Origin of the sequence: Citrobacter sp. wls829, from assembly GCF_005280825.1 — a bacterium.
Lineage (GTDB): Bacteria > Pseudomonadota > Gammaproteobacteria > Enterobacterales > Enterobacteriaceae > Citrobacter > Citrobacter gillenii.
The window spans coordinates 29,421-50,427 of the sequence record NZ_SZWP01000075.1 but is presented as its reverse complement, the minus strand read 5'-3'; the positions used below and the strand labels follow the sequence as shown (position 1 = coordinate 50,427).

General features: G+C 52.6%; 17 protein-coding genes and 1 other RNA gene. 6 read left to right on the top strand and 12 right to left on the bottom strand.

Features of this window, described 5'->3' with window-relative positions; genetic code table 11:
• Window positions 1-55: 55 nt before the first annotated feature.
• Window positions 56-991 (bottom strand): electron transfer flavoprotein subunit alpha, encoded by a 936-nt coding sequence (locus FDW88_RS16805; RefSeq protein ID WP_137362993.1) that lies wholly within the window; start codon window positions 989-991, stop codon window positions 56-58.
• A 21-nt stretch (window positions 992-1,012) separates the two neighbouring features.
• Window positions 1,013-1,777, bottom strand: coding sequence for an electron transfer flavoprotein (locus FDW88_RS16800; RefSeq protein ID WP_115258645.1), 765 nt, complete (start codon window positions 1,775-1,777; stop codon window positions 1,013-1,015).
• A 507-nt stretch (window positions 1,778-2,284) separates the two neighbouring features.
• On the opposite strand from FDW88_RS16800, the gene FDW88_RS16795 reads away from it, so the two are divergent.
• Entirely contained in the window at window positions 2,285-3,175 is an 891-nt protein-coding gene (locus FDW88_RS16795) for an AraC family transcriptional regulator (RefSeq protein ID WP_137362992.1), read from the top strand.
• Between the two features lie 53 nt (window positions 3,176-3,228).
• Here FDW88_RS16795 and FDW88_RS16790 read toward each other — a convergent pair whose 3' ends face one another.
• The 7 genes from FDW88_RS16790 to FDW88_RS16760 form a co-directional block, all read right to left on the bottom strand.
• Window positions 3,229-4,380, bottom strand: coding sequence for an acyl-CoA dehydrogenase (locus FDW88_RS16790; RefSeq protein ID WP_115258643.1), 1,152 nt, complete (start codon window positions 4,378-4,380; stop codon window positions 3,229-3,231).
• A 13-nt stretch (window positions 4,381-4,393) separates the two neighbouring features.
• On the bottom strand, window positions 4,394-5,989 hold the full coding sequence (locus tag FDW88_RS16785) for an acyl CoA:acetate/3-ketoacid CoA transferase (RefSeq protein WP_137362991.1): 1,596 nt from the start codon (window positions 5,987-5,989) through the stop codon (window positions 4,394-4,396).
• 156 nt (window positions 5,990-6,145) lie between these two features.
• The gene (gene aroD, locus FDW88_RS16780) at window positions 6,146-6,904 is read right to left on the bottom strand and encodes a type I 3-dehydroquinate dehydratase (protein ID WP_096757228.1); all 759 of its coding nucleotides are present in this window, start codon (window positions 6,902-6,904) and stop codon (window positions 6,146-6,148) included.
• 35 nt (window positions 6,905-6,939) lie between these two features.
• Window positions 6,940-7,806 (bottom strand): quinate/shikimate dehydrogenase, encoded by an 867-nt coding sequence (ydiB, locus tag FDW88_RS16775; RefSeq protein ID WP_115258641.1) that lies wholly within the window; start codon window positions 7,804-7,806, stop codon window positions 6,940-6,942.
• A 21-nt stretch (window positions 7,807-7,827) separates the two neighbouring features.
• Window positions 7,828-9,063 (bottom strand): MFS transporter, encoded by a 1,236-nt coding sequence (locus FDW88_RS16770; RefSeq protein WP_137362990.1) that lies wholly within the window; start codon window positions 9,061-9,063, stop codon window positions 7,828-7,830.
• Between the two features lie 239 nt (window positions 9,064-9,302).
• Entirely contained in the window at window positions 9,303-10,514 is a 1,212-nt protein-coding gene (locus FDW88_RS16765) for an MFS transporter (RefSeq protein ID WP_117343015.1), read from the bottom strand.
• A gap of 47 nt (window positions 10,515-10,561) precedes the next feature.
• Window positions 10,562-10,918, bottom strand: a complete 357-nt coding sequence (locus FDW88_RS16760) for a YdiL family protein (RefSeq protein ID WP_137363037.1) — start codon at window positions 10,916-10,918, stop codon at window positions 10,562-10,564.
• A 272-nt stretch (window positions 10,919-11,190) separates the two neighbouring features.
• On the opposite strand from FDW88_RS16760, the gene FDW88_RS16755 reads away from it, so the two are divergent.
• Complete coding sequence (locus tag FDW88_RS16755) at window positions 11,191-13,566, top strand: glycoside hydrolase family 3 N-terminal domain-containing protein (RefSeq protein WP_137362989.1); 2,376 nt, start codon at window positions 11,191-11,193, stop codon at window positions 13,564-13,566.
• A gap of 3 nt (window positions 13,567-13,569) precedes the next feature.
• Here the strand turns inward: FDW88_RS16755 and rprA are convergent.
• Window positions 13,570-13,677, bottom strand: an RNA gene (gene rprA, locus FDW88_RS16750) — antisense sRNA RprA.
• Window positions 13,678-13,862: 185 nt separating this feature from the next.
• Window positions 13,863-14,972, bottom strand: a complete 1,110-nt coding sequence (gene ydiK, locus FDW88_RS16745) for an AI-2E family transporter YdiK (RefSeq protein WP_117343020.1) — start codon at window positions 14,970-14,972, stop codon at window positions 13,863-13,865.
• A 213-nt stretch (window positions 14,973-15,185) separates the two neighbouring features.
• On the opposite strand from ydiK, the gene FDW88_RS16740 reads away from it, so the two are divergent.
• The 3 genes from FDW88_RS16740 (at window position 15,186) to FDW88_RS16730 (ending at window position 18,915) form a co-directional block, all read left to right on the top strand.
• Window positions 15,186-18,242, top strand: a complete 3,057-nt coding sequence (locus tag FDW88_RS16740) for an FAD-binding and (Fe-S)-binding domain-containing protein (RefSeq protein WP_137362988.1) — start codon at window positions 15,186-15,188, stop codon at window positions 18,240-18,242.
• Window positions 18,239-18,649, top strand: a complete 411-nt coding sequence (gene menI / locus FDW88_RS16735; RefSeq protein ID WP_137362987.1) for a 1,4-dihydroxy-2-naphthoyl-CoA hydrolase — start codon at window positions 18,239-18,241, stop codon at window positions 18,647-18,649. The genes FDW88_RS16740 and menI overlap by 4 nt, the downstream gene beginning before the upstream one ends.
• A 77-nt stretch (window positions 18,650-18,726) precedes the next feature.
• Window positions 18,727-18,915: a YdiH family protein gene (locus tag FDW88_RS16730; RefSeq protein ID WP_135912127.1), complete on the top strand. Its 189-nt coding sequence runs from the start codon at window positions 18,727-18,729 to the stop codon at window positions 18,913-18,915.
• A 68-nt stretch (window positions 18,916-18,983) separates the two neighbouring features.
• Here the strand turns inward: FDW88_RS16730 and FDW88_RS16725 are convergent, their stop codons facing one another.
• Window positions 18,984-19,835: a Vmh family MBL fold metallo-hydrolase gene (locus FDW88_RS16725; RefSeq protein WP_137362986.1), complete on the bottom strand. Its 852-nt coding sequence runs from the start codon at window positions 19,833-19,835 to the stop codon at window positions 18,984-18,986.
• 122 nt (window positions 19,836-19,957) lie between these two features.
• Between FDW88_RS16725 and FDW88_RS16720 the strand changes: the two genes are divergently transcribed.
• On the top strand, window positions 19,958-20,833 hold the full coding sequence (locus FDW88_RS16720; protein WP_115258632.1) for a LysR family transcriptional regulator: 876 nt from the start codon (window positions 19,958-19,960) through the stop codon (window positions 20,831-20,833).
• Window positions 20,834-21,007: the final 174 nt, after the last annotated feature.

Here is a 21,007-nt window from a genome sequence, read left to right as displayed (position 1 = left end):
TATGCTCCCTTCCCGCCGCGAGCGCAGCGGGAGATGTGGATTAAATGAGGGGGGGTTAGCGGCTTAACTGTTCGATCAGGGCCGGCACAACTTTGTAGATATCGCCCACCAGGCCGTAATCGGCATAATTAAAGATCGGCGCTTTTTTATCTTTGTTGATGGCGACGATGACTTTTGCACCATTACCGCCGACCATATGCTGGATTTGTCCGGAGATGCCCAGCGTCAGGTACAGGTCAGATTTCAGCAACACGCCGGAAACGCCAATGTAGCGTTCGCGCTCCATCCAGTTTTCGCCTTCAGCAATCGGACGGGAACAACCGACCTCTGCGCCCAGCACGGCCGCCAGTTTATGTACCATCTCCAGATCGGCTTGTGCCACCAGACCGCGGCCGACGCCCACCACGCGTTTGGCTTTGCTGAGATCCACGCTGCTCAGGGGTTTGGCGCGACGCTCCTGACACATAATTTCATGGCGAGGGGTGATGTACGGCGCAGCGGTAACAGGGCAGGTGTGTGCCGGGTTGGCCTCGCTCGACTCCAGTACGCCGGATGTAAGCGTGATAATGGCCAGCGCGCTATTGAGCTTTTCTTTGCCGAATGCCAGACCGCCATACATGCGGTGTTCAACGAACAGTGCGCCAGCATCAAGACTTACTGAGGTGGCGTCATTCACCATCGCCGCATTGAGTTGAATGCTCAGACGCGCGCCAAGGGATTTCGCGCGCTTGGTGGCGGGCATCAGCAGTAAACCGTTGTGATTTTGCAGCAGCGAAGTGAAGGTTTCGGCATAGTTTTCAATGCGCTGTAAGCCGGAAGATTGCTCAAGCACGATAATGCTATCGGCCCCCAGCGGCAGAACCTGATTTGCCTGCTCGCTACCTTGCACAATGATATGGACCTGTTCACCCCATTGACGCGCGCCGGTCATTAATTCTGCGTAGCGTTCAGCGTTATCGCTAAATACCCAGACGTTGGCTAATTTACTCATAATGTTTTCTCTCCGTTGGGCTTAATTCAGGGCTTTTTTCAGGTGGTCGGCCAGTTCAGCAATGGCGTCCGCTGAATCATTTTCCAGAATGATGCGTTTACGCTCGGTTTGTGGCGGAACCGTTATTGCCACCAGTTCCGCTAACGGCGGCACAGGCGTCCAGCCAATATCGCTGGCCTGCCAGGGGGTGACGGCTTTTTTCCCGGCGCCAAGAATGGCTTTCATTGACGGAATGCGCGGCGTGTTGATATCTGACGTGACGCAAAGCACGGCGGGGAGCGGGAGTTCAAGCACTTCGATCTCGTTCTCAAGCGTGCGCTCGACCAGAATCCGCTCACCGTGACGTTCAATCTTGCTCACCGCGTTGACGACGGGCAACTGCAGGAGTTCGCCTACCAGCAAGCCCACCTGCTGTGCATAGATATCGCCCGACCCTTCGCCGAATAACATCAGGTCACATTCGATTTTTGTTGCGGCGCAGGCCAACGCCTGGGCGGTATCTCTGGGCAGTGCATGTTCCAGTTGCGCATCCTGGACCATAAACAGGCTGTCCGGCCCGCGGGACAAGACGTCTTTACGCACTTTGGAGTTTTGCAACAGCGAGCCGCCAACCGTTAAGGCGACGATCTCGTCACCTTCTGCAGCCAGTTGCGCTGCGGCTTCGATGGCGTTTAAGTCAAATTGGCTGATTTTGGCTTCGGCTCGGTCGAAATTAAGCGAACGCTCAGGGGTAACGACAATGTCCTGTTCTTCAGGGACCAACTTAAAGCAGGTGACTATTTTCATGGCATCTCCGGTGAATCATGTTCAGATGATGACGGGGAGCGTCATTATCGGCAGTAGGGAAAGTTGACTGAAATTAGTGTGCGGCAGGTGAGGGGCATTTTCGACGGGACAATCTGTTTTCGTTTCCAACAATCTTGCAAAAAAAAGTGTCGACCGGACGCTTTACTGATAAGCGCTGATTAAATGTCATGGGGGGCGGAAATAAACAAAAAAAACGCGCAGGATGTGAAAATTGCGAAATGCATCATGTTTTTAATCAACATATGATTATTTATGTTTCTGTTATGTGAATAGTTGACGGATAAATAATAACATTTGCGATTTTTATTAATTTTAAAACGTGAATAAACTGTGCGGATAATGCCTGTTGACTATGCGTACCATCTTGCACGAGGCCCCAATAATTTTGTTTCTTCAGGGTGAAATAACGTTGTATAACATGCTCAGTCCCTTTATTTCATCGCTATTATTCATCCAAAATTATCCGGTCTTAAGGTGGAGGTTGTCATGTATCAACGATGTTTTGATAATGCCATGGAAACCCTTTTTGAGCAGGGGAAAACCCCTGTGTTTTCACGCTTCGTCATCAGCGACGATCCGAACTGGGAGTCAGGCCACCATGTCCATGACAATGAAACCGAGCTCATTTATGTCAAAAAAGGTGTCGCCAGGTTCATTATCGACTCGTCACTGTATGTTGCCCACGCCGGCGATATTGTGGTGATAGAGCAAGGCAGGCTGCATGCGGTCGCGTCTGACAGCAGCGCACCGGCTACCACCTACACTTGCGCACTGGCAGGATTCCGCTTTAACGGCTGGCAGGATAACCAACTGCTGCAGGCGCATTCGTGCCCGGTTATCAGCGTCGGACAGGGAAAGGAGGTGATTAAAAGTATTTTTAATGAACTGAGTATTATGCTGCCACGAAGCAAAAATAACCCGACCTCGACGGCTTACGCAGCTTTCGCCTATGCGTTAACCGTGCTGTATTATGAAAATTTCAAAAATGCGTACCGTTCGGAGCAGGGATATATTAAAAAAGATATCTTAATTAAAGATGTGCTGGTGTATTTAAATAACAACTTTCGGGAGAAAATTACACTTGAACAGTTGTCAAGAAAATTTCGCGCCAGCGTTAGCTACATTTGTCATGAATTTACTAAAGAGTATCGGATCTCACCGATTAATTATGTTATTCAGCGGCGAATGACGGAGGCTAAATTTTCTCTGACCAATACCGAATCATCACTGGCAGAAATTTCGTGGCGAGTGGGATATGAAAATGTCGATCACTTTGCCAAACTCTTTCAGCGCCACGTAGGCTGCTCGCCCAGCGAGTATCGCAAGCAATTTAAAAACAATCTGCTTGAGCAGGAATGCCTGATGCCGGAGATCTAATTAGCGGTTTTCTGCGTGCCCGGTAAGTTTGACGCCTACCGGGCCATTAACGCTTACTTGTTCTGGTAATCTTTCAGGATCTGACGGCCCGCAACGTAAATCATGATTTCATCCGTGCCGCCGCCAATGCGCTCACAGCGTACGTCGCGCCAGAAGCGGGACACGCGAGCCTCATCGGTATACCCCAGTCCTCCCATAATTTGAATCGCGTCGTCAATCACTTCCATCGCCGTACGCGCGCAGTACAGTTTTGCCAGCGCAGCGCTGGTCCTCAGTGATTGCTTCTGATCGGCCTGCCAGGCGACCTTCAACACCATATTGCGCATGTTTTCGATTTTAACCGCCATTAACGCCAGTTTTTCCTGGATCATCTGGTTGTGGCCGATCGGCTTGCCGAAGGCAATTCGTTGATTAGCATAACGCGCGGCATCTTCGAAGGCACACTCGGCAAAGCCGGTACTGCGTGCGGCGTTGATCAGCCGCTCCATTTCGAAGTTGTACATTACGTTAAGGAAGCCCATGCCTTCTTCGCCAACCCTATCGCTTTCGTCAACTTCAACGTCGTCGAGGTAGACTTCGCAGGTGCTTAACATGTGCCAGCCGATCTTGTGCAACGGGTTCACCTTAATACCCGGTTTACTGGAATCGACCCACCACAGCGTAAAGGCTTTCTTCGGATCTTTTGGCTCCGGGTCGCGGGCCAGTACCAGCATGTACGGGTACTCTTTAGCACCGGTAATGAACGTTTTTTGCCCGTTGAGATACACTTTGCCGTTTTTTCGCGTGTAGCTGGTGGTGGCACTGTTGTTGTCAGATCCGGCACCCGGTTCGGTTAACGCCAGCGCATATGCGGGATCACCGGTTTCCATGGTGCTTTCCGCCGTTTTGCGTAACTGCTCGGCGGAACCAAAACGGAGCATGCTGTGAATACACTGCCCGTTAGTGATTAAAAATGCCGGAGCGCCGCATTTTGACACTTCCATCAGCGCCAGCATCTGGGTGACATAATCTGCCGGTATGCCGCCGAACTCTTCCGGCACGCCCAGCATCGAAATACCGTTATCCGCAAGGGCGCGCATAAACTCTTTTGGGTAGGTGGCGGTCTGATCGCAAGTGCGGAAATATTCTTCCGGAAAATGGCTGGTGATCAGTTCGCGAATGCTGGCAAGCAGCAGCTCTTGTTCTTCAGTTAACGAAAAGTCCATTAGGGTACTCCTTTTAATTGGCTGCGTCGGGCAAGACAAAACCCATGGGGGTATTGATAAATAATCTTTCGTCCATCAGTTTTAACTCAGGAGAAATAACCGGGGTGAAATCCATTTTGTCCAGAATATCGTCTTGCAAAGAAACACCGGGGGCAATTTCTACCAAATGGAGACCATCCTCTTTTAAGGTAAAGACGGCACGTTCGGTGATGTAACGCACCTCTAATCCGCGTTCGAGAGCAATTTTTCCACTGAAGGTTATTTCAGGTAATTCACTGACGAATTTTTTCACCCGACCTTCCTGGACAATATTCAGCTTGCCGTCGGCGACGTCTGTTTTCAGACTTCCGGCAGTGAGTGTGCCGCAGAAAATAATTTTCTTGGAAGTGGCGCTAATATCGATAAATCCACCGGTGCCCATAATCTTGCCATTGAATTTATGTACGCCGACGTTGCCGTGGCTGTCCACTTCAGCAAAACTCAAATAGCACACATCCAGACCGCCGCCGTGGTAGAAATCGAACTGGGTGGTCATATCCATAATGGCACGGGTGTTAACGTTGGCACCGAAGGCAATGCCTTGCGAGGTTATCCCTCCCACTGGGCCGGTTTCGACCGTCAGAATAAAGTCGTCGGCGCAGCCTTCTTCACGAGCAACCAGACCAATACCGTCAGCGATACCGACCCCAACGTTACCCACCGCGCCTTTGCGCATTTCGAACAGGGCGCGCCTGGCCACCAGTTTGCGCTGGTTGAGCGGCAGGGCGATTTGCTGGCTGTCATCAAGGACAAAGTCGCCGGAAATAAAACGGTTAACCGGCGCCCCGCCGTACAGTTGGGTCTGATCAGGGTCAACCACCACGATGTCCACCAGATAGCCCGGGATCCGCACCGCTTTGGGGTGTAAGGTGGCTTTCTTGACCATTTTTTGTACCTGCATCATGACGATGCCGCCGTGGTTATGCACGGCCTGGGCAATCACCAGCGCATCGAGGTACATCACCTCATCCTCAAACGTGGCGTAGCCTTCGCTGTCACAGGTGGTAGCGCGAATGAAGGCGATGGTGGGCGCGATGGCCTTGTAGTAGAGGTACTCCTTGTTGTCTATCTCCACCAGTTTGATCAGATCGTCGGTGGTTACGTCATTGAGCTTGCCGCCCTGCTGGCGGGGGTCAACAAACGTGCCGATCCCAATATCACTCAGAATACCTGGCTGGTGGGCTGCGGCTGCACGCAGCGTTTGCGTCAATACGCCCTGAGGATAGTTATAGGCGGCGATTTTATTTTGTTCAGCTAAATCGGAAATGCGCGGTGATTGCCCCCAATGTCCGCATAGCGCCCATTTGACCAATCCTTCTTGTGCCAACGGGCTAATACCCCGGTCGGCGCGATCGCCCAATCCCGTCGGACTAATTAGCGATAAATTACGCGGAGTTTGACAGATTTTATATTTTTCGGCCAGTGCGCTAATTAATGTGGTGGCCTCCAGAATACCGCCGCCGGCGCCTAATACGCAGAGCGTGGCTTCATCAGGAATATAATCAACTGCATCCGCTGCCGATAATACCGGCACCCGACCGTTAATACGTTCAGGTCTGTTAAGTTTCATATAAACTCCAGGTTACACGCGTGAGGCTGCCTATCGTTTTATTCGATAAAAGAAATTTATTTATTTTAAAAATAACTAACCGTCTGCCCGATATTCAAAATAATATGAATAACAGGGCAGGGAGGTTATTTAAAACAGTACAGAAATATTTTGTTATTAAGCCTGATGCAAAATGGTCAGTACGCTGCGCAAATCGGAAACCGAGATCTGCCCGGGCGCGGAGGCTTTTTTCACCGCACCAAAGGTCGCCGCAGAACCAAAAACTTCACCCGCCAGTCGCGAAATTACGCCGGTTTTGGCCATCGACATAGTAATGATTGGGCGGTCGGCGTAGTGCTCCTGCATCTCAAGCGTAGCGCTAAGCAGCGTCAGGACATCCGTCTTGTTTTGGGGCATCAGCGCAATTTTCGGGATATCTGCGCCCAGCTCCTGCATTTTACGCAGCCGCTGGATAATCTCTTCTGCCGCCGGTGTTTTGTGGAAATCATGATTCGACATAATCACCAAGACCTGCTTCGCGTGCGCATGCTCGACGGTGGCTTTGACCTGTTCATCGCCGGTGAACAGCTCCAGATCGATCATATCCACCAGCCCGCTATCCACCGCCGCACGGTTAAGCGCAATATAGTCTGCAACAGACAGCGCCTGTTCACCGCCTTCTTTGGCGCTGCGGAAGGTGAAAAGTAGCGGCTTATCGCTCATCACGTCGCGGATCGTGCGGGCCGCTTCCAGCACCGCGTCAATGGAAGAGACATCGGCAAAGTGGTCAACACGCCATTCCAGGATGTCGAAGTCCGCGTCACGGTAGGCCAGCGCTTCGGTTTTTACCGTGGCGATGTCTTTACCCATTAACGAAACAATGATCTTCGGCGCACCCTCGCCAATCACGAGGTTTCTTACGGTTACGGTTTTCATTGATTACCCTTTAAAAATTCACAGATTGTTGCCCGTCAGGCGGCAAACCCCATAACCTGCTTAACGTATTCCAGCGGAAAATCTTTCCCGGTCCACAATTTAAACTGTTCAGCACCTTGCCATAACAACATGCCGTAACCATCAATGGTTTTGCAACCAGCACGCTGCGCCTGCTGCAGTAACTTGGTCATATGCGGATTGTAGACGCATTCGGTTACCAGCAGATCCGGGCGTAGGAGCGATTCATCGCTAACAATGGATTCGTTTTCCAGTGGTTTCATGCCGACTTTTGTGCCGTTGGTCAAAATGTCTGCGCTGGCCAGAGCCTCGGCGAAGGCCTGTTGGTCGGCCAGATCGATAACGGTCACCACACAGTCGGTGTTTTCATTCACGCGTTTGGCGAACTCAAGCGCCTTGCTAAAGAAATCATCCTGACGGTTAAACAGTTTAATCTCTTTAATGCCCTCAATGGCGGCCTGTGCGCCGATCGCGGTCGATGCACCGCCCGCGCCCAACAGTACCATGGTTTTGCCTTTTATATCGAAGCCGCTTTCCTTAATGGCGCGAATATGGCCGGTGCCGTCGGTGTTGTAGCCACGAAGATAGCCATTGTCATTGACGATGGTATTGATGGCACCGACCAGTTTAGCGGCCGGGGTTAATTCATCGACATATTCGCACGCCAGCTGTTTATTGGGCATCGAGACGCCGGTACCGCGCATCTTTAACGCTTTCAACCCTTCAATGGCACCCGCAAAGGTTGTGTTATCGACTTCAAATGCCATATAGGTAAACGGCAGTCCGGCTTTTTCCAGCGCCTTATTTTGCATTTCTGGCGACAGGCTGTGTCTGATGGGGTAGGCCATCAGGCCAATCAGTTCATATTTTGCAGTAACATCCATTTTTAACTCCTTGTGAACTCTTTATTGAAAATAACGTTCGCCCAACCGCACATCGTTTTTGGGTATATCAAATACGCGGTAGTAACGGATAAAGACGATAATGGCCGTGATAAATGCCAGCAGGGCAAAGACCAGATCGAGCAAAATAATGTATTGCAGGCCGATGTTAGACAGGTATCCGGTGATCAGCGGGATAATGAAGTTGGCAACGCCGCCCATCATCATATAAACGCTGGTGACTTTGGCTTTGCTCTTCGGGAAGAACTCCGACATCACCGAGACGCCCAGTTGTAAAATACCGCCAGCGGCAGAGAACCCGATGAGAAATGAGCCTGCGTTACAGACCAGCGGCGAGGGGTACAAATAGATCACCGCTGCTGTAATCGTTGCCAGCCCGGCGTTAAAGACGTTGGCCCAGATCGGACGGACTAATTTCTTCAACAGTGCAGCAAAAATAAACACGCAGACCAGGGAACCCATGCTGTAGTAAGAGATGGTTTTCAGCGCGTCGGCTTCGGCCATCCCGGCAAAGGCCATGGCGTATTTCGGCATCCACACCACGATGACGTAAAAGGTTGAAAATGCGGCCACGCCGAACATCACTGATGCCACACCTTCCAGCCACACCAGCGGCTTACTGTTCATCTGCGGCAGATCTTTCGCCACGCCTGCGTCCACCACTTGGCTGGGGAAGCGACTCTTGAGCAGCATTAAGGTAATCACCACGAACAGGATGCCCGGGACAATGACGGCATAGCCGTACCAGATATGATTCAATAACATGGTGCTGACAACGAGCGGGTAGATCATCTGCCCAAAAGACACCATCGCCTTCACCAGAATAACCGCCGAACCGGACGCTTTGGGGAAGCACTCCATTAACGCCGGATAGCCACCGGTATCCAGCGCGGAGTTGGCGACGCCCACACAAACCGCCAGAATAAAAGCAATCATCAGATTTGGGCTGGCGGGAATACCGAAGAAGAACAGCATATAAAGAATGACGCCTAATAGGATAATGGCCCGACGACCAAATTTATCGGAGAGTACGCCAAAGAATAAAATACTGACCAGACGGCCCAATCCAATACCGGAAATTAAATAGGCAATCCCCGCATTGTCGGTAGAAAATTTCTCTGCCAGGGAAGTCATGTTTTGTGCCAGCGTAATGACACTAATGCCATGCAGGAAATAACTGATATAAATACAGGTTATCGCCAGAAGAAATGGCGTATTAAAAGCCTTGCTCTGAGACATTTCGCATAACTCCTTGCAGATTTTAATAGGGTTCGTTTTCATCGTGATAATATTGATTGCGATGATGATGTCATTACTATACCGAGTGACGGATGCTGTACCTACATAGCATGACGCTTAAGTGACCAGGTATATTGCATAGCAAAGTGTGAAATTAATTCTTCCTGTTGCCGTTTTGCTGTTGTTTTAAATAGTCCGCAAATTATTTTGCAGACGGGGGGAACAATATTGCATCCGTGCTATTCGGCGAGTGGCGCCATTTTTAATGGATACTTTGTCGCCATGCGGCTGCGATAACCAATGAACAGTGCCAGCAAGAAGCCGATGGCAGCCATGCCGGTATCAAACCACATGATATGGGCAATGCTGGATTGTGAGAGTTTTGCCGTAATCAAGGGAATGGTGAAAGTGGCAATACTGCCCGCACTGTAATAGATCCCGGTGGCTTTCCCCTTGGCATGCGGGAAACGCGCCGCCATCAGCGTTAGCCCGATTTGCACCACGCCGCCAGCAGATGAAAAACCGATGACAAAAGCAAACGCGATCACCACCGTTGGTGTAGGGTGCAGGCAGACCGCCAGCAGAGCAATAAACGAGATGAAGGTGTAAAGCATTAACAGCGTCGGTGCGCGTTCGGCCTTCCTCGCCAGCGGGGCGGTGATCAGCACACACAGTAGCGAACCGCACGTGTAAACGCTCAACAGCTTGATGGATAACGTATAGGACATGCCAGCGACAAACTGACCGTACTGAGCCAGCCACTGGCTCACCAGGTAAAAGGTGGCCATTGAGATGTAGCCGTACAGGGTGTAGCTGCCAAGATCGATTAGGGAACAACGATGCGTAGCCATCGTTGTTTCGGGTGCTTCCTTGACGGTGGGTTGACGTCCCGGATGCGCAGGAAATCGGCAGCGAAATAAAAATATGCCGTTGGAAATCATGATGCCTGCCGCTAGCAGGAAGGACCAGCCAAACCAGCATTCGCCCCACACCAACAGGCTGATGACCATCGGCAACAGGAACTGGCCGCTGGAGACAAAGGCTTTAATCAGAATATTCGCGGTGCTGGGTGTGCGGGGAAATGCCTCCATCAGGCTGGGGTATGTTCCCGCATCGAGAAAACTGTTCGCCATCCCAGCTAAAAAACCAAACGCGTAGGCAATGTAAATATTGTGCGTATTGATAATACCCACGAAGAAACAGAGATAGCAGGTCATGCCGAGCAGGATAAACGGCCTTCGCCCATAGCGATCGGAGAGTAAACCCGCCAGTAATAAGACGCTTAATCGACCAATGCCGAGAGAAGAAATGACAATCGACACGCCTGCCGCATTGGTTTGCCACTGTTGTTCCAGTGAGGACATATTGAGGCTCATCAAAATGACCCCCATACCGTGTACCAGATAATTAAGGTACAGCCCTATCGCAGTGGAGAAATAGGTATTTTTCATAATGTGTTACTCAGCGAAGAGGCTAAAGGGTGTGGCGTCGCGGTTTCCTAGCACAAACGCTCGAGGTCATGGGCAAAAAGTTCAACTGCCGTCGATTGATAAATTTTCCAGTCGAGGAAATTATCGTCGTGATAGACCGCCTGAAAAGACATCAGGTCGGGGAAAAAACGCATCGTATTATTACCAATACGATTGTTGATTTTTTCGATGATGGCATTAATTCGCAATTTGCGCTTTGCTTTCATTTCTGCACAGCGCTGTACAATGCTCTCTGGTATATCACGATCACCATTTTCCCATTGTTGCCAGGCGGTAACATTGCCATCACCTGCAATATAAATCGCACTTTCTTCAATCGATAGCGCAAAAAGGTGGCGGAATGCCTGCAATTCGAATGCGTTCATCATGTCATCACTTAATAAAAACGGTGGAGTAGTAATAACATTACTGCGAATATTTCAACTTGAAGAGAGTCACAGTATCTTGTGCAATATTATTTGTTATTAATCTGTGAATACGACGGTGATTGACCTTTCAGGTCGCGAGTAAATCACCCCTTGCGGCCGATCACATTAACTAAATAACGTAATCCCACTGGCTATTTCCGCAATTGTTCACGTTGTCGCGCCTCTCGATACTTGTCAGAGCAATGGTTGATGGAGAGAGGGGAGTTACAATGATGAGTATTTACAAGGATGCAAAACGGCCGGTGCACGAACGCGTGACCGATTTGCTGGCGCGCATGACACCTGAAGAGAAGTTCGCACAAATGCATGCTTACTGGTTGGTGCTATCTGAAAAGGGCGACCACCGGGAACGCAGCGACATGAGTGACGAGTTTGCCGGTATGAGCGGTCAGGCGGCACTCACCGAGCGACTGAGAATGGGTGTTGGACAGATTACGCGCCCGCTGGGCACCCATATTGTTGAGGCAAAAACGGGCGTGCGGGCGGCGAATCGTTTACAAAAGATGTTAATGGAAGAGACGCGGCTGGGCATTCCCGCGCTGTTTCATGAGGAGTGCCTGGTGGGGTTGTTATGTAAAGATGCCACCCTGTTTCCCTCGTCGCTGAACTACGGTTCAACCTGGGATCCTGAACTGGTCAAGCGTGCCGCCAGGCTGATTGGCCTGGAGGCGCGTTCAACCGGATGCCGCCAGGGGCTGGCACCGGTGCTGGATGTCTCACGCGATGTCCGCTGGGGTAGGACGGAAGAAACCTTTGGTGAAGATCCATGGCTAGTGGGGGTGATGGCCTGTGCCTACGTGCAGGGCTTGCAGGGCGAAAAACGCGATGTGCTGGCGACGCTGAAGCATTATGTCGGGCATTCGTTCAGCGAAGGTGCGCGCAACCATGCGCCGGTGCATCTGGGATTCTGTGAGCTTAACGATACCTTCCTGCTGCCGTTCGAGATGGCGGTTAAATTGGCCAATGCCGGATCGGTAATGCCTGCCTATCATGATATTGATAACCAGCCGGGGCACAGTGACAATTATCTGTTAACCACCGTTTTGCGCGAGCAATGGGGATTTGATGGGATTATTGTGGCGGATTACGGTGGTGTGAGTTTGCTGCATCAGCATCATGGCGTGTCGCATGATGCTGCGCAATCTGCAGCGCTGGCCTTTAATGCCGGGTTGGACGTTGAGTTGCCGAAAGACGACTGCGCCCGCCATTTAGCTACGGCGGTTGAGCGTCGACTGATAACCATGACCAAAGTCGATGAGATTGTCTCCCGCATCCTGACGGAGAAATTCCGTCTTGGCCTGTTCGAACAGCCGTATACCGATGTGTCCGCGATTGACCTACAGTCCGATGAGGCACGCAAGGCCGCGCGTGATGTTGCCACGTGCTCGATAACGCTACTGGAAAATAACGGTATTTTGCCGCTGCAGGGCAGACCGCGCGTTGCGGTGATCGGCCCCACGGCGGACGACCCGCTGGCGCTGCTCAGTGGTTACAGCTTCCCGGTGCATCTGATCATCAGCGATATGGCTGACAGCGCCGTGCAGGTGACGACCCCGCTGGCCGCGCTGCGCCACTATCTGGGCGATGACCATATCGACTATGCGAAGGGCTGTCATATCATAGAGAAACGGTTGGCGGGCGCACCGGTGTTTCCCGGTGACAGCAGTGGTAAACCGATGCAGTCCTCCCCGGTCTCCACTGACCAACGTTTGATTCCTGAAGCGGTTGCCGTCGCCCGTCGCAACGATGTGGTGGTGTTCTGTGTCGGCGATCTGGCCGGACTTTTCCAGAGCGGCACGGTGGGAGAAGGCTCGGATACAGACAGCCTCACTCTGCCGGGTGTACAGCAACAACTACTGGAGGCTCTGGTGGCGACGGGTAAACCGGTTGTTGTGGTGATGACAGGCGGTAGGCCATACAACCTGCAGGGGCTGGAGGACCATGTCGCCGGGCTGTTAGTGGCCTGGGCGCCGGGTCAGGAAGGTGGCTGGGCTATTGCCGATGTGCTGACCGGACGGGCTGAGCCGCTGGGCAGGCTGGTGGTTAGCGTGCCGAAAAGCGCAGGTGCTATGCCCTATTACTACAATCACAAACTGAAAAGCGGCGGAACGCCGTTTGCGTTCCACTTTGGATCCCGCTATCCCTTCGGCTACGGCAAAGGCTGGACCGATTTTGCCTGTGAGGAGGTAGCAGCGCTGGCGAAGGATGTCCCGGTGGAAGGCGAGATTGCTTTGCAGGTAACGTTAAGTAACCGTGGCGAGCGCAGGGGAAGTGAAGTGGTGCAGGTGTATGTCCACGATAAAGTGGCTTCGATGGTACGCCCCGTTAAAGAGCTGAAAGCGTTTCAGCGCCTCACGCTGGAGCCCGGTGCACGCGCGACGCTGACCTTTTATGTGCCGGTGGATATGCTTAACTTCACCCGCCGGGATGGCAAACGCGTGGTTGAACCTGGCGAGTTCGACCTGATGGTCGGGAATTCATCTGCGAACATCTGGGCGAGCACGACGGTCAATGTGGTTGGTACGCTACAGATTATGCCGAAGAACTGGCAGATGATGAGCCGTTGCGTGGTGAGCTGCGAGTAAATGTTAAAAAAAAGCCCATCGTGGGAGATGGGCAAAGACTACACACAGCAATTCGTTGTTTCACTCAGGGGATTTCCATGCTTATAAATCAATGTGTTGATCTAAAGCCTTGAGACAATAGTAGGCATGTCGATTTTTCACGTCGATCAGATTCATCTCAATAGTTTAAAAACTGTAAAGAAATTGCGACACAAATGAGGGTTTTAAGGCATGAGGCGTGGGATTGGGGCAATGAGTGCTGAAGCATCAATAAGCAGCGTTAAACAATCAGGCGGCGATGCCGCCTGATTTCAGGGTTATTTGTTGTTTTCGATTTCAGCGATTTCTTCGAGGATTTCGTCCGGATCGTTACCTGGCGCCGGGGCTTCGTTCACCCAAGCGGAGAACAGACGCCAGGATACCGCCAGGACCACTGGGCCGATAAACAAGCCAATCATGCCGAAGGCAATTAACCCGCCGATGACACCCGACAGGATGAGGATCAGCGGTAAATCGGCGCCCATACGAATCAGCATCGGGCGGATTACGTTATCCAGCGTGCCGACCACGGCACTCCAGACCAGCAGCACCGTGCCCCAGGTGGAGTCCCCCGTCCAGTACAGCCAGATAATGGCCGGGATCAGCACCGGTAGAGGACCCAACTGCACCAGGCAGGACAGGATCATCAACACCGCCAGCAGCGTGGCGTACGGCACACCCGTTACCGCCAGACCAATACCCCCGAGAACGGCCTGCACCAGTGCGGTGACGACCACACCCAATGCCACCGCGCGGATCGCTTGTGCCGCCAGCAAAATAGCAGCATCACCACGCTTAGAAGCCAGGCGACAGGCGAAGTGCCGAATCCCTAATGCCACCTGCTCGCCGCGCCAGTAGAGCAGGGCGCTGAACAGCAGCATCAGGCCACAGTGCATCATAAAGCGACCAATATGCGCGGCCTGACCAACAAACCAGGTCGTTGTGGAACCGATATAAGGACGCACTTTGGCCATAATTGCCGCGCCGCCCATATCCAGCAGGCTGTGCCATGCGCCATAAATTTTGGCACCCACTAACGGAATACTGTTCAGCCACTCCAGGTCCGGCAAGGTCATATCGCCTGCGGTTACGGCATGGATCAACGGTCCGCTGCCATCAACAATACTGTTGACCAATAGCGCGATGGGAATGATAAACAAAAGGACCAGCAGCAGGGTCATTACCAGCACGGCCAGAGAACGGCGTCCCCATAACAATTTTTGTATGCGTATCAAGATAGGCCAGGTCGCAATGACCACGGTTCCAGCCCACGCAAAACCAAGGATAAAGGGCTGCACTATCCACAAACAGGCCACAATCAGGATGGCTAAAAACAGCACCGAGAGCAGCACTTGTGCGATATCCCTGGGCTGACGGAAATTTACCATAAATACTTTTTCACCTTTTCTGTACGTCAGGACGTTGACGCGACGTGAACGCTAAAACCCCACCCTATAATGATGAGCAATTTCAGCGGTTTTTAACAGGCAGATTCTGCCTTTAAATCTGCCGGGCGTATTAGAAAAAAATGTGATACAACAAACAAAGCAACACGCAAACGATTAAATTCACAACACAGACCGCAGGAAAGGGTCACTATAATGATTCCACAAATTTCTCAGGCACCTGGTGTCGTTCAACTGGTGCTTAATTTTTTGCAGGCGCTGGAGCAGCAAGGGTTTACGGGCGACACGGCAACGAGCTATGCCGATCGCCTGACAATGTCGACAGATAACAGCATTTATCAGCTTCTTCCTGATGCCGTGGTTTTTCCCCGTTCAACGGCGGATGTGGCGCTGATCGCCCGTCTGGCGGCAGAACCTCTCTTTTCCTCGTTGATTTTTACCCCGCGCGGCGGCGGCACGGGTACCAATGGTCAGGCGCTGAATCAGGGCATTATCGTGGATATGTCCCGTTATATGAGCCGCATTATTGAAATCAATCCGCAGGAGGGTTGGGTACGGGTCGAAGCCGGGGTGATAAAAGACCAGCTTAACCAGTATCTAAAGCCGTACGGCTATTTCTTCGCACCAGAATTGTCGACCAGTAACCGGGCAACGCTTGGCGGGATGATCAACACCGATGCGTCCGGACAGGGCTCGTTGGTATACGGTAAAACCTCCGACCACGTACTGGGCGTACGTGCGGTACTGATGGGCGGCGATATCCTTGATACGCAGCCGATGCCGGTGGAACTGGCTGAAATGCTCGGTAACACCAATACCACCATCGGGCGCATCTATAAGACCGTTTACCAGCGCTGCCGCGAAAATCGTCAGCTGATCGTGGATAAGTTTCCGAAGCTGAATCGGTTTTTAACCGGCTACGATCTGCGGCACGTCTTTAACGATGAGATGACCGAGTTTGATTTAACCCGCATCCTCACCGGTTCCGAGGGCACGCTGGCATTTATTACCGAGGCTCGCCTCGATATCACGCCATTGCCGAAAGTGCGGCGGCTGGTCAACGTCAAATATGACTCATTTGATTCCGCTTTGCGCAATGCCCCGGTAATGGTTGACGCGCGCGCGCTGTCGGTAGAAACCGTGGACTCCAGGGTGCTGAATCTGGCACGCGAAGACATTGTCTGGCATTCGGTTAGCGAACTGATTACCGATGTACCGAATAAAGAGATGTTGGGACTGAATATCGTCGAGTTCGCTGGTGACGACGAAGCATTGATTGATGAGCAGGTCAGCGCGTTGTGTGAACGCCTGGACGGTTTAATTGCCCGTCAGGAAGCTGGCGTTATTGGCTGGCAGCTGTGTACTGAGCTGGCGGGCGTGGAGCGTATCTACGCGATGCGCAAAAAAGCCGTCGGTCTGCTGGGTAATACAAAAGGGGCCGCCAAGCCGATTCCGTTCGCGGAGGATACCTGCGTACCGCCTGAACATCTGGCGGATTATATCACGGAGTTCCGTGCGTTGCTTGACGGCCACGGCCTGAGCTATGGCATGTTTGGTCACGTGGATGCCGGAGTGTTACACGTCAGGCCGGCGCTGGACATGTGCGATCCGCAGCAGGAATTGCTGATGAAACGCATTTCTGATGACGTGGTGGTATTGACGGCAAAATACGGCGGCCTGCTGTGGGGCGAACACGGCAAAGGATTCCGCGCGGAGTACAGTCCGGCTTTCTTTGGCGATGAATTGTACGGTGAACTGCGCAAGGTCAAGTCGGCGTTTGATCCGCAAAACCGACTGAACCCTGGTAAAATATGCCCACCGGAAGGCGTCGATGCGCCGATGATGAAGGTCGATGCGGTTAAACGCGGTACCTACGATCGCCAGATCCCACTGGCCGTAAGGCAGGAGTGGCGTGGGGCGCTGGAGTGTAACGGCAACGGGTTATGTTTTAACTTCGATGCCAACAGCCCCATGTGCCCGTCGATGAAAATCAGCATGAACCGAATTCACTCCCCCAAAGGACGCGCAACGCTGGTACGGGAATGGTTACGCCTGCTGGCTGACCGCGGCATCGATCCGGTTCGCCTGGAAAAAGAGTTACCGGAAAAAGGTGCCAGCTTGCGCACGTTAATTGCCCGCACGCGTAACAGCTGGCATGCGCGCAAGGGGGAGTACGATTTCTCGCACGAAGTCAAAGAGGCGATGTCCGGCTGTCTGGCGTGTAAAGCGTGTTCCACGCAGTGCCCTATCAAAATTGACGTCCCGGAGTTCCGCTCTCGCTTCCTGCAACTGTACCACACGCGTTATTTACGCCCGCTGCGCGATCACATGGTGGCAACCGTCGAAAGCTATGCGCCGCTAATGGCGCGTGCGCCAAAAACATTCAACTTCTTCATTAACCAGCCGCTGGTGCGTACGCTGGCCAAAAAGCATATTGGCATGGTGGATTTGCCGCTACTGTCCGCGCCGTCGTTACAACGTCAGCTGGTCGGGCACCGCTCCGCCAATATGACGCTGGAACAGCTCGAGCTATTGAGTCAGGAACAGAAAGCCCGCACTGTGCTGGTGGTCCAGGATCCGTTCACCAGCTATTACGATGCGCAGGTGGTAGCTGATTTTATCCGCTTGGTGGAAAAACTCGGTTTACAGCCGGTCCTGCTACCGTTCTCGCCTAATGGCAAGGCGCAGCACATTAAGGGCTTCTTAAACCGTTTTGCCAAAACGGCGAAAAAGACCTCTGAATTTCTCAATCGGGTGGCGACGTTGAACATCCCGATGGTCGGCGTCGATCCGGCGCTGGTATTGTGCTATCGCGATGAATACAAGCTGGCGCTTGGCGAGCAGCGTGGAGACTTCCATGTACTGTTGGTGAACGAGTGGCTGTCAACCGTCCTGGCCTCTCAGCAGCCTGCTGCTGTTGCGGGTGAGCCGTGGTATTTCTTTGGACACTGCACCGAAGTAACGGCCCTGCCGGGTGCGCCAGCGCAGTGGGCGGCCATTTTTGCCAAATTTGGCGCGCAGCTGGAAAATGTCAGTGTCGGGTGCTGCGGCATGGCGGGCACGTACGGTCATGAAGTGAAGAATCACCAGAACTCGCTGGGCATCTATGAGCTATCATGGCATCAGGCGATGCAGAGACTACCGCGCAATCGCTGTCTGGCTGCGGGATATTCTTGTCGCAGCCAGGTGAAACGCGTGGAAGGCACGGGCGTTCGCCACCCATTACAGGCACTGCTGGAGATTATTGGATGATCTGGAAACGTGAAGTTTCACTCGAGGCGCTCAATGCCATGGGTGAGGGAAATATGGTTGGTCTGCTTGATATTCGGTTTGAGCATGTTGGTGACAACACGCTGGAAGCCACGATGCCGGTGGATCACCGGACCAAACAGCCTTTCGGTTTGTTACACGGCGGCGCGTCGGTGGTGCTGGCTGAAAGCATTGGCTCGGTGGCCGGGTATTTATGCACTCAAGGTGATCAAAAAGTGGTGGGTCTTGAGGTCAATGCCAATCATATCCGCTCCGCGCGGGAAGGGCGAGTGAGAGGGGTGTGCAGCGCGCTGCATACCGGTTCTCGCCATCAGGTCTGGCAAATCGAAATCTTCGATGAGCAGGGACGGTTGTGCTGTACCTCGCGTCTGACGACCGCTATTTTGTGATGCATGTTGCGTTTGGTCATTATCTGCGCAGGGAAAGGTGCTATACTGTGCAGGTTTTGAACACAAGCGAGGATGATATGTCTACCCAATTAGACCCGGCCCAACTGGCAATAGAATTTATACGTCGTGATAACAGCGATCTTTCACCGGCTCAGTACCTGAAAAGACTGAAACAATTAGAGCTGGAGTTTGCTGATTTACTGGCGCTTTCTTCGACTGAACTCAAAGAAGAAATCTATTTTGCCTGGCGGCACGGCGTTCATTGATTCCAGTATGCTTATCGTGATGAAAACCCCGACACCTGTTCGGGGTTATTTTTTGCCTTAAATCGGGTTTACCATTTCATCTCGCCCGTATTGACCTTCGCACTCAGCTCCAGCGAGCTTTCGTCCGCAAGCCCTGGCCATGCCGCCTTCATCGTTTTAATCACATATGCAGACCCTTTTTTCGCGCCCAGCGCCTGCTCAAAAGCGTGCAAATAATCACCGGTGAAGCGGATCGCTTGATCGCCTGCCGGGCGTTCGCCGATGTAGTGACCGGGGATCACCTCGGTTGGGCGTAAGGTTTGCATTTCGCTCAGCACGTTGCGCCATGCGCGACGCTGTTCAGGAGACTGTGTGTCCGCAGTCCAGACATGAATACCGGAAGCCACGCCGGTGCCGCCGAGGATCGCCCGGTTAGCCGGGATCCAGACATAGGCCGCGTAATCATTTGAGCGGCGCAGTTCCAGCGTTTCACCATCAATGGTAAAGCGTGTCTGCGTCGTGACCTGCGGCACGATGAGCGTCGTTGGTGCGCCGTCTTTCATCTGCGGGCCCCAAAACTGCAGTTTGGCATCTTTGGTAGCACGAATGTGCTCCACGACGTGCGGTGTTGCCAAAATCTTTACCTCGGGAAAGGCGTTAACAATCGGCTGCAGACCAAAATAAAAATCCGGATCGCCGGAGGTGATCACGATGGCCTGCAGTTTTTTGCCGCTGTCGCGAATCATCTGCACCAGCTTTTCACCGTCTTTGGTGCTGAATTGCGCATCAAATAAAATGGCCTCTTTCGGGCCGGACACCAGCGTTGAGGATACCGGAAAAATAGCTTTTTCCTGGGGATTGTAGACGTCAAGCTGGAGTGGCGCGGCGAATACCGGCGAGGCAAACAGAGGTAACAGCAGGGCTAGGGCGTTCACTTTCATGGGGGATAACCTTTTGCAGATGAAATGTCTTTTTCTTGTTCTTTATTTTACGGATATTTGGATCTGTTAGAATTCCTCTATCAGGACATGCTGAGTTTCATAAAACGATCGGATGGGATGCAATGGACAGAGTCATGGCGGCAACGGTGTTTAACCACATCTGCGATTTGGGCAGCCTGAGCGCCGCAGCGCGCGCGCTGGGGCTTTCCCGTCCGATGGTCAGTCGCTACCTCGACGAGATGGAAAAATGGGCGGGTGCAAGGTTAATCCACCGTTCATCGCGTCGGCTGACCATTACGCCCGCGGGGGAAGAGGCGTTAGTGAAGACACGCTCGCTGGCGCAGCTGTCGCTGGATATCAGCGCCGCCAGCGCAGCAGAGATTCCTTCCGGCACGCTACGTGTGGCTTGTGCGCATTTTACTGCGATGCATATTTTGGCGCCGGTACTGCCCGTTTTTCTGGCGCGTTTCCCTGAACTGCGCATTGAGGTTGAGATTAACAATCAACCGGTGAGCCTGGTCGGTGAACGTATTGATGCGGCGATCCGCATTACGGATAATCCTGAACCGGGTACTATCGCCCGTCGTCTGGGTGACTGTGAGTCGGTGTTATGCGCCTCTGCGGACTACCTGCGCCAGCATGGCATTCCGCAAACCCTGGACTGTCTCGCCCAGCATAATTGCCTTTACTACAGCGGGTTTGCCGGAAAATCATGGCACTTTGATGATGAGCAGGGCAACGCTGTATCGGTGGCGATAAAGGGAAATCTCAGCGCGGGGATCTCTGCGCTATTATGTGAGTCGGCGTTGGCTGGTATGGGTATTGCGCTGGTGCCGGAACAAGAGGCGCGTGAAGGGCTGGCACGCGGCCAGTTGATCCGGCTTTTGCCCCAACTCAAGCCGCGACGTCTGCCAATTTACGGCTTATACCTGTCTCGTGAGCATCAACCGGCAGGGCTGCGTCTGCTATTGGATGCCCTGCATGAGATTCTGGTCTGAATATGTGAGCTGCGTCTGCCTGTAAATCAGACAAACCGCAGTTTGTGTTAAAAACACGGCGTCAGGTCGTGAGACTATTCTTATCGCCCCTTCAAGAGCTAAGCCATCGTGAGTGCCGGAGATAAGCGCCGGATGGGGTCGGAACCCTTAAGCCTGCTAATAGAGCAGCCTTAA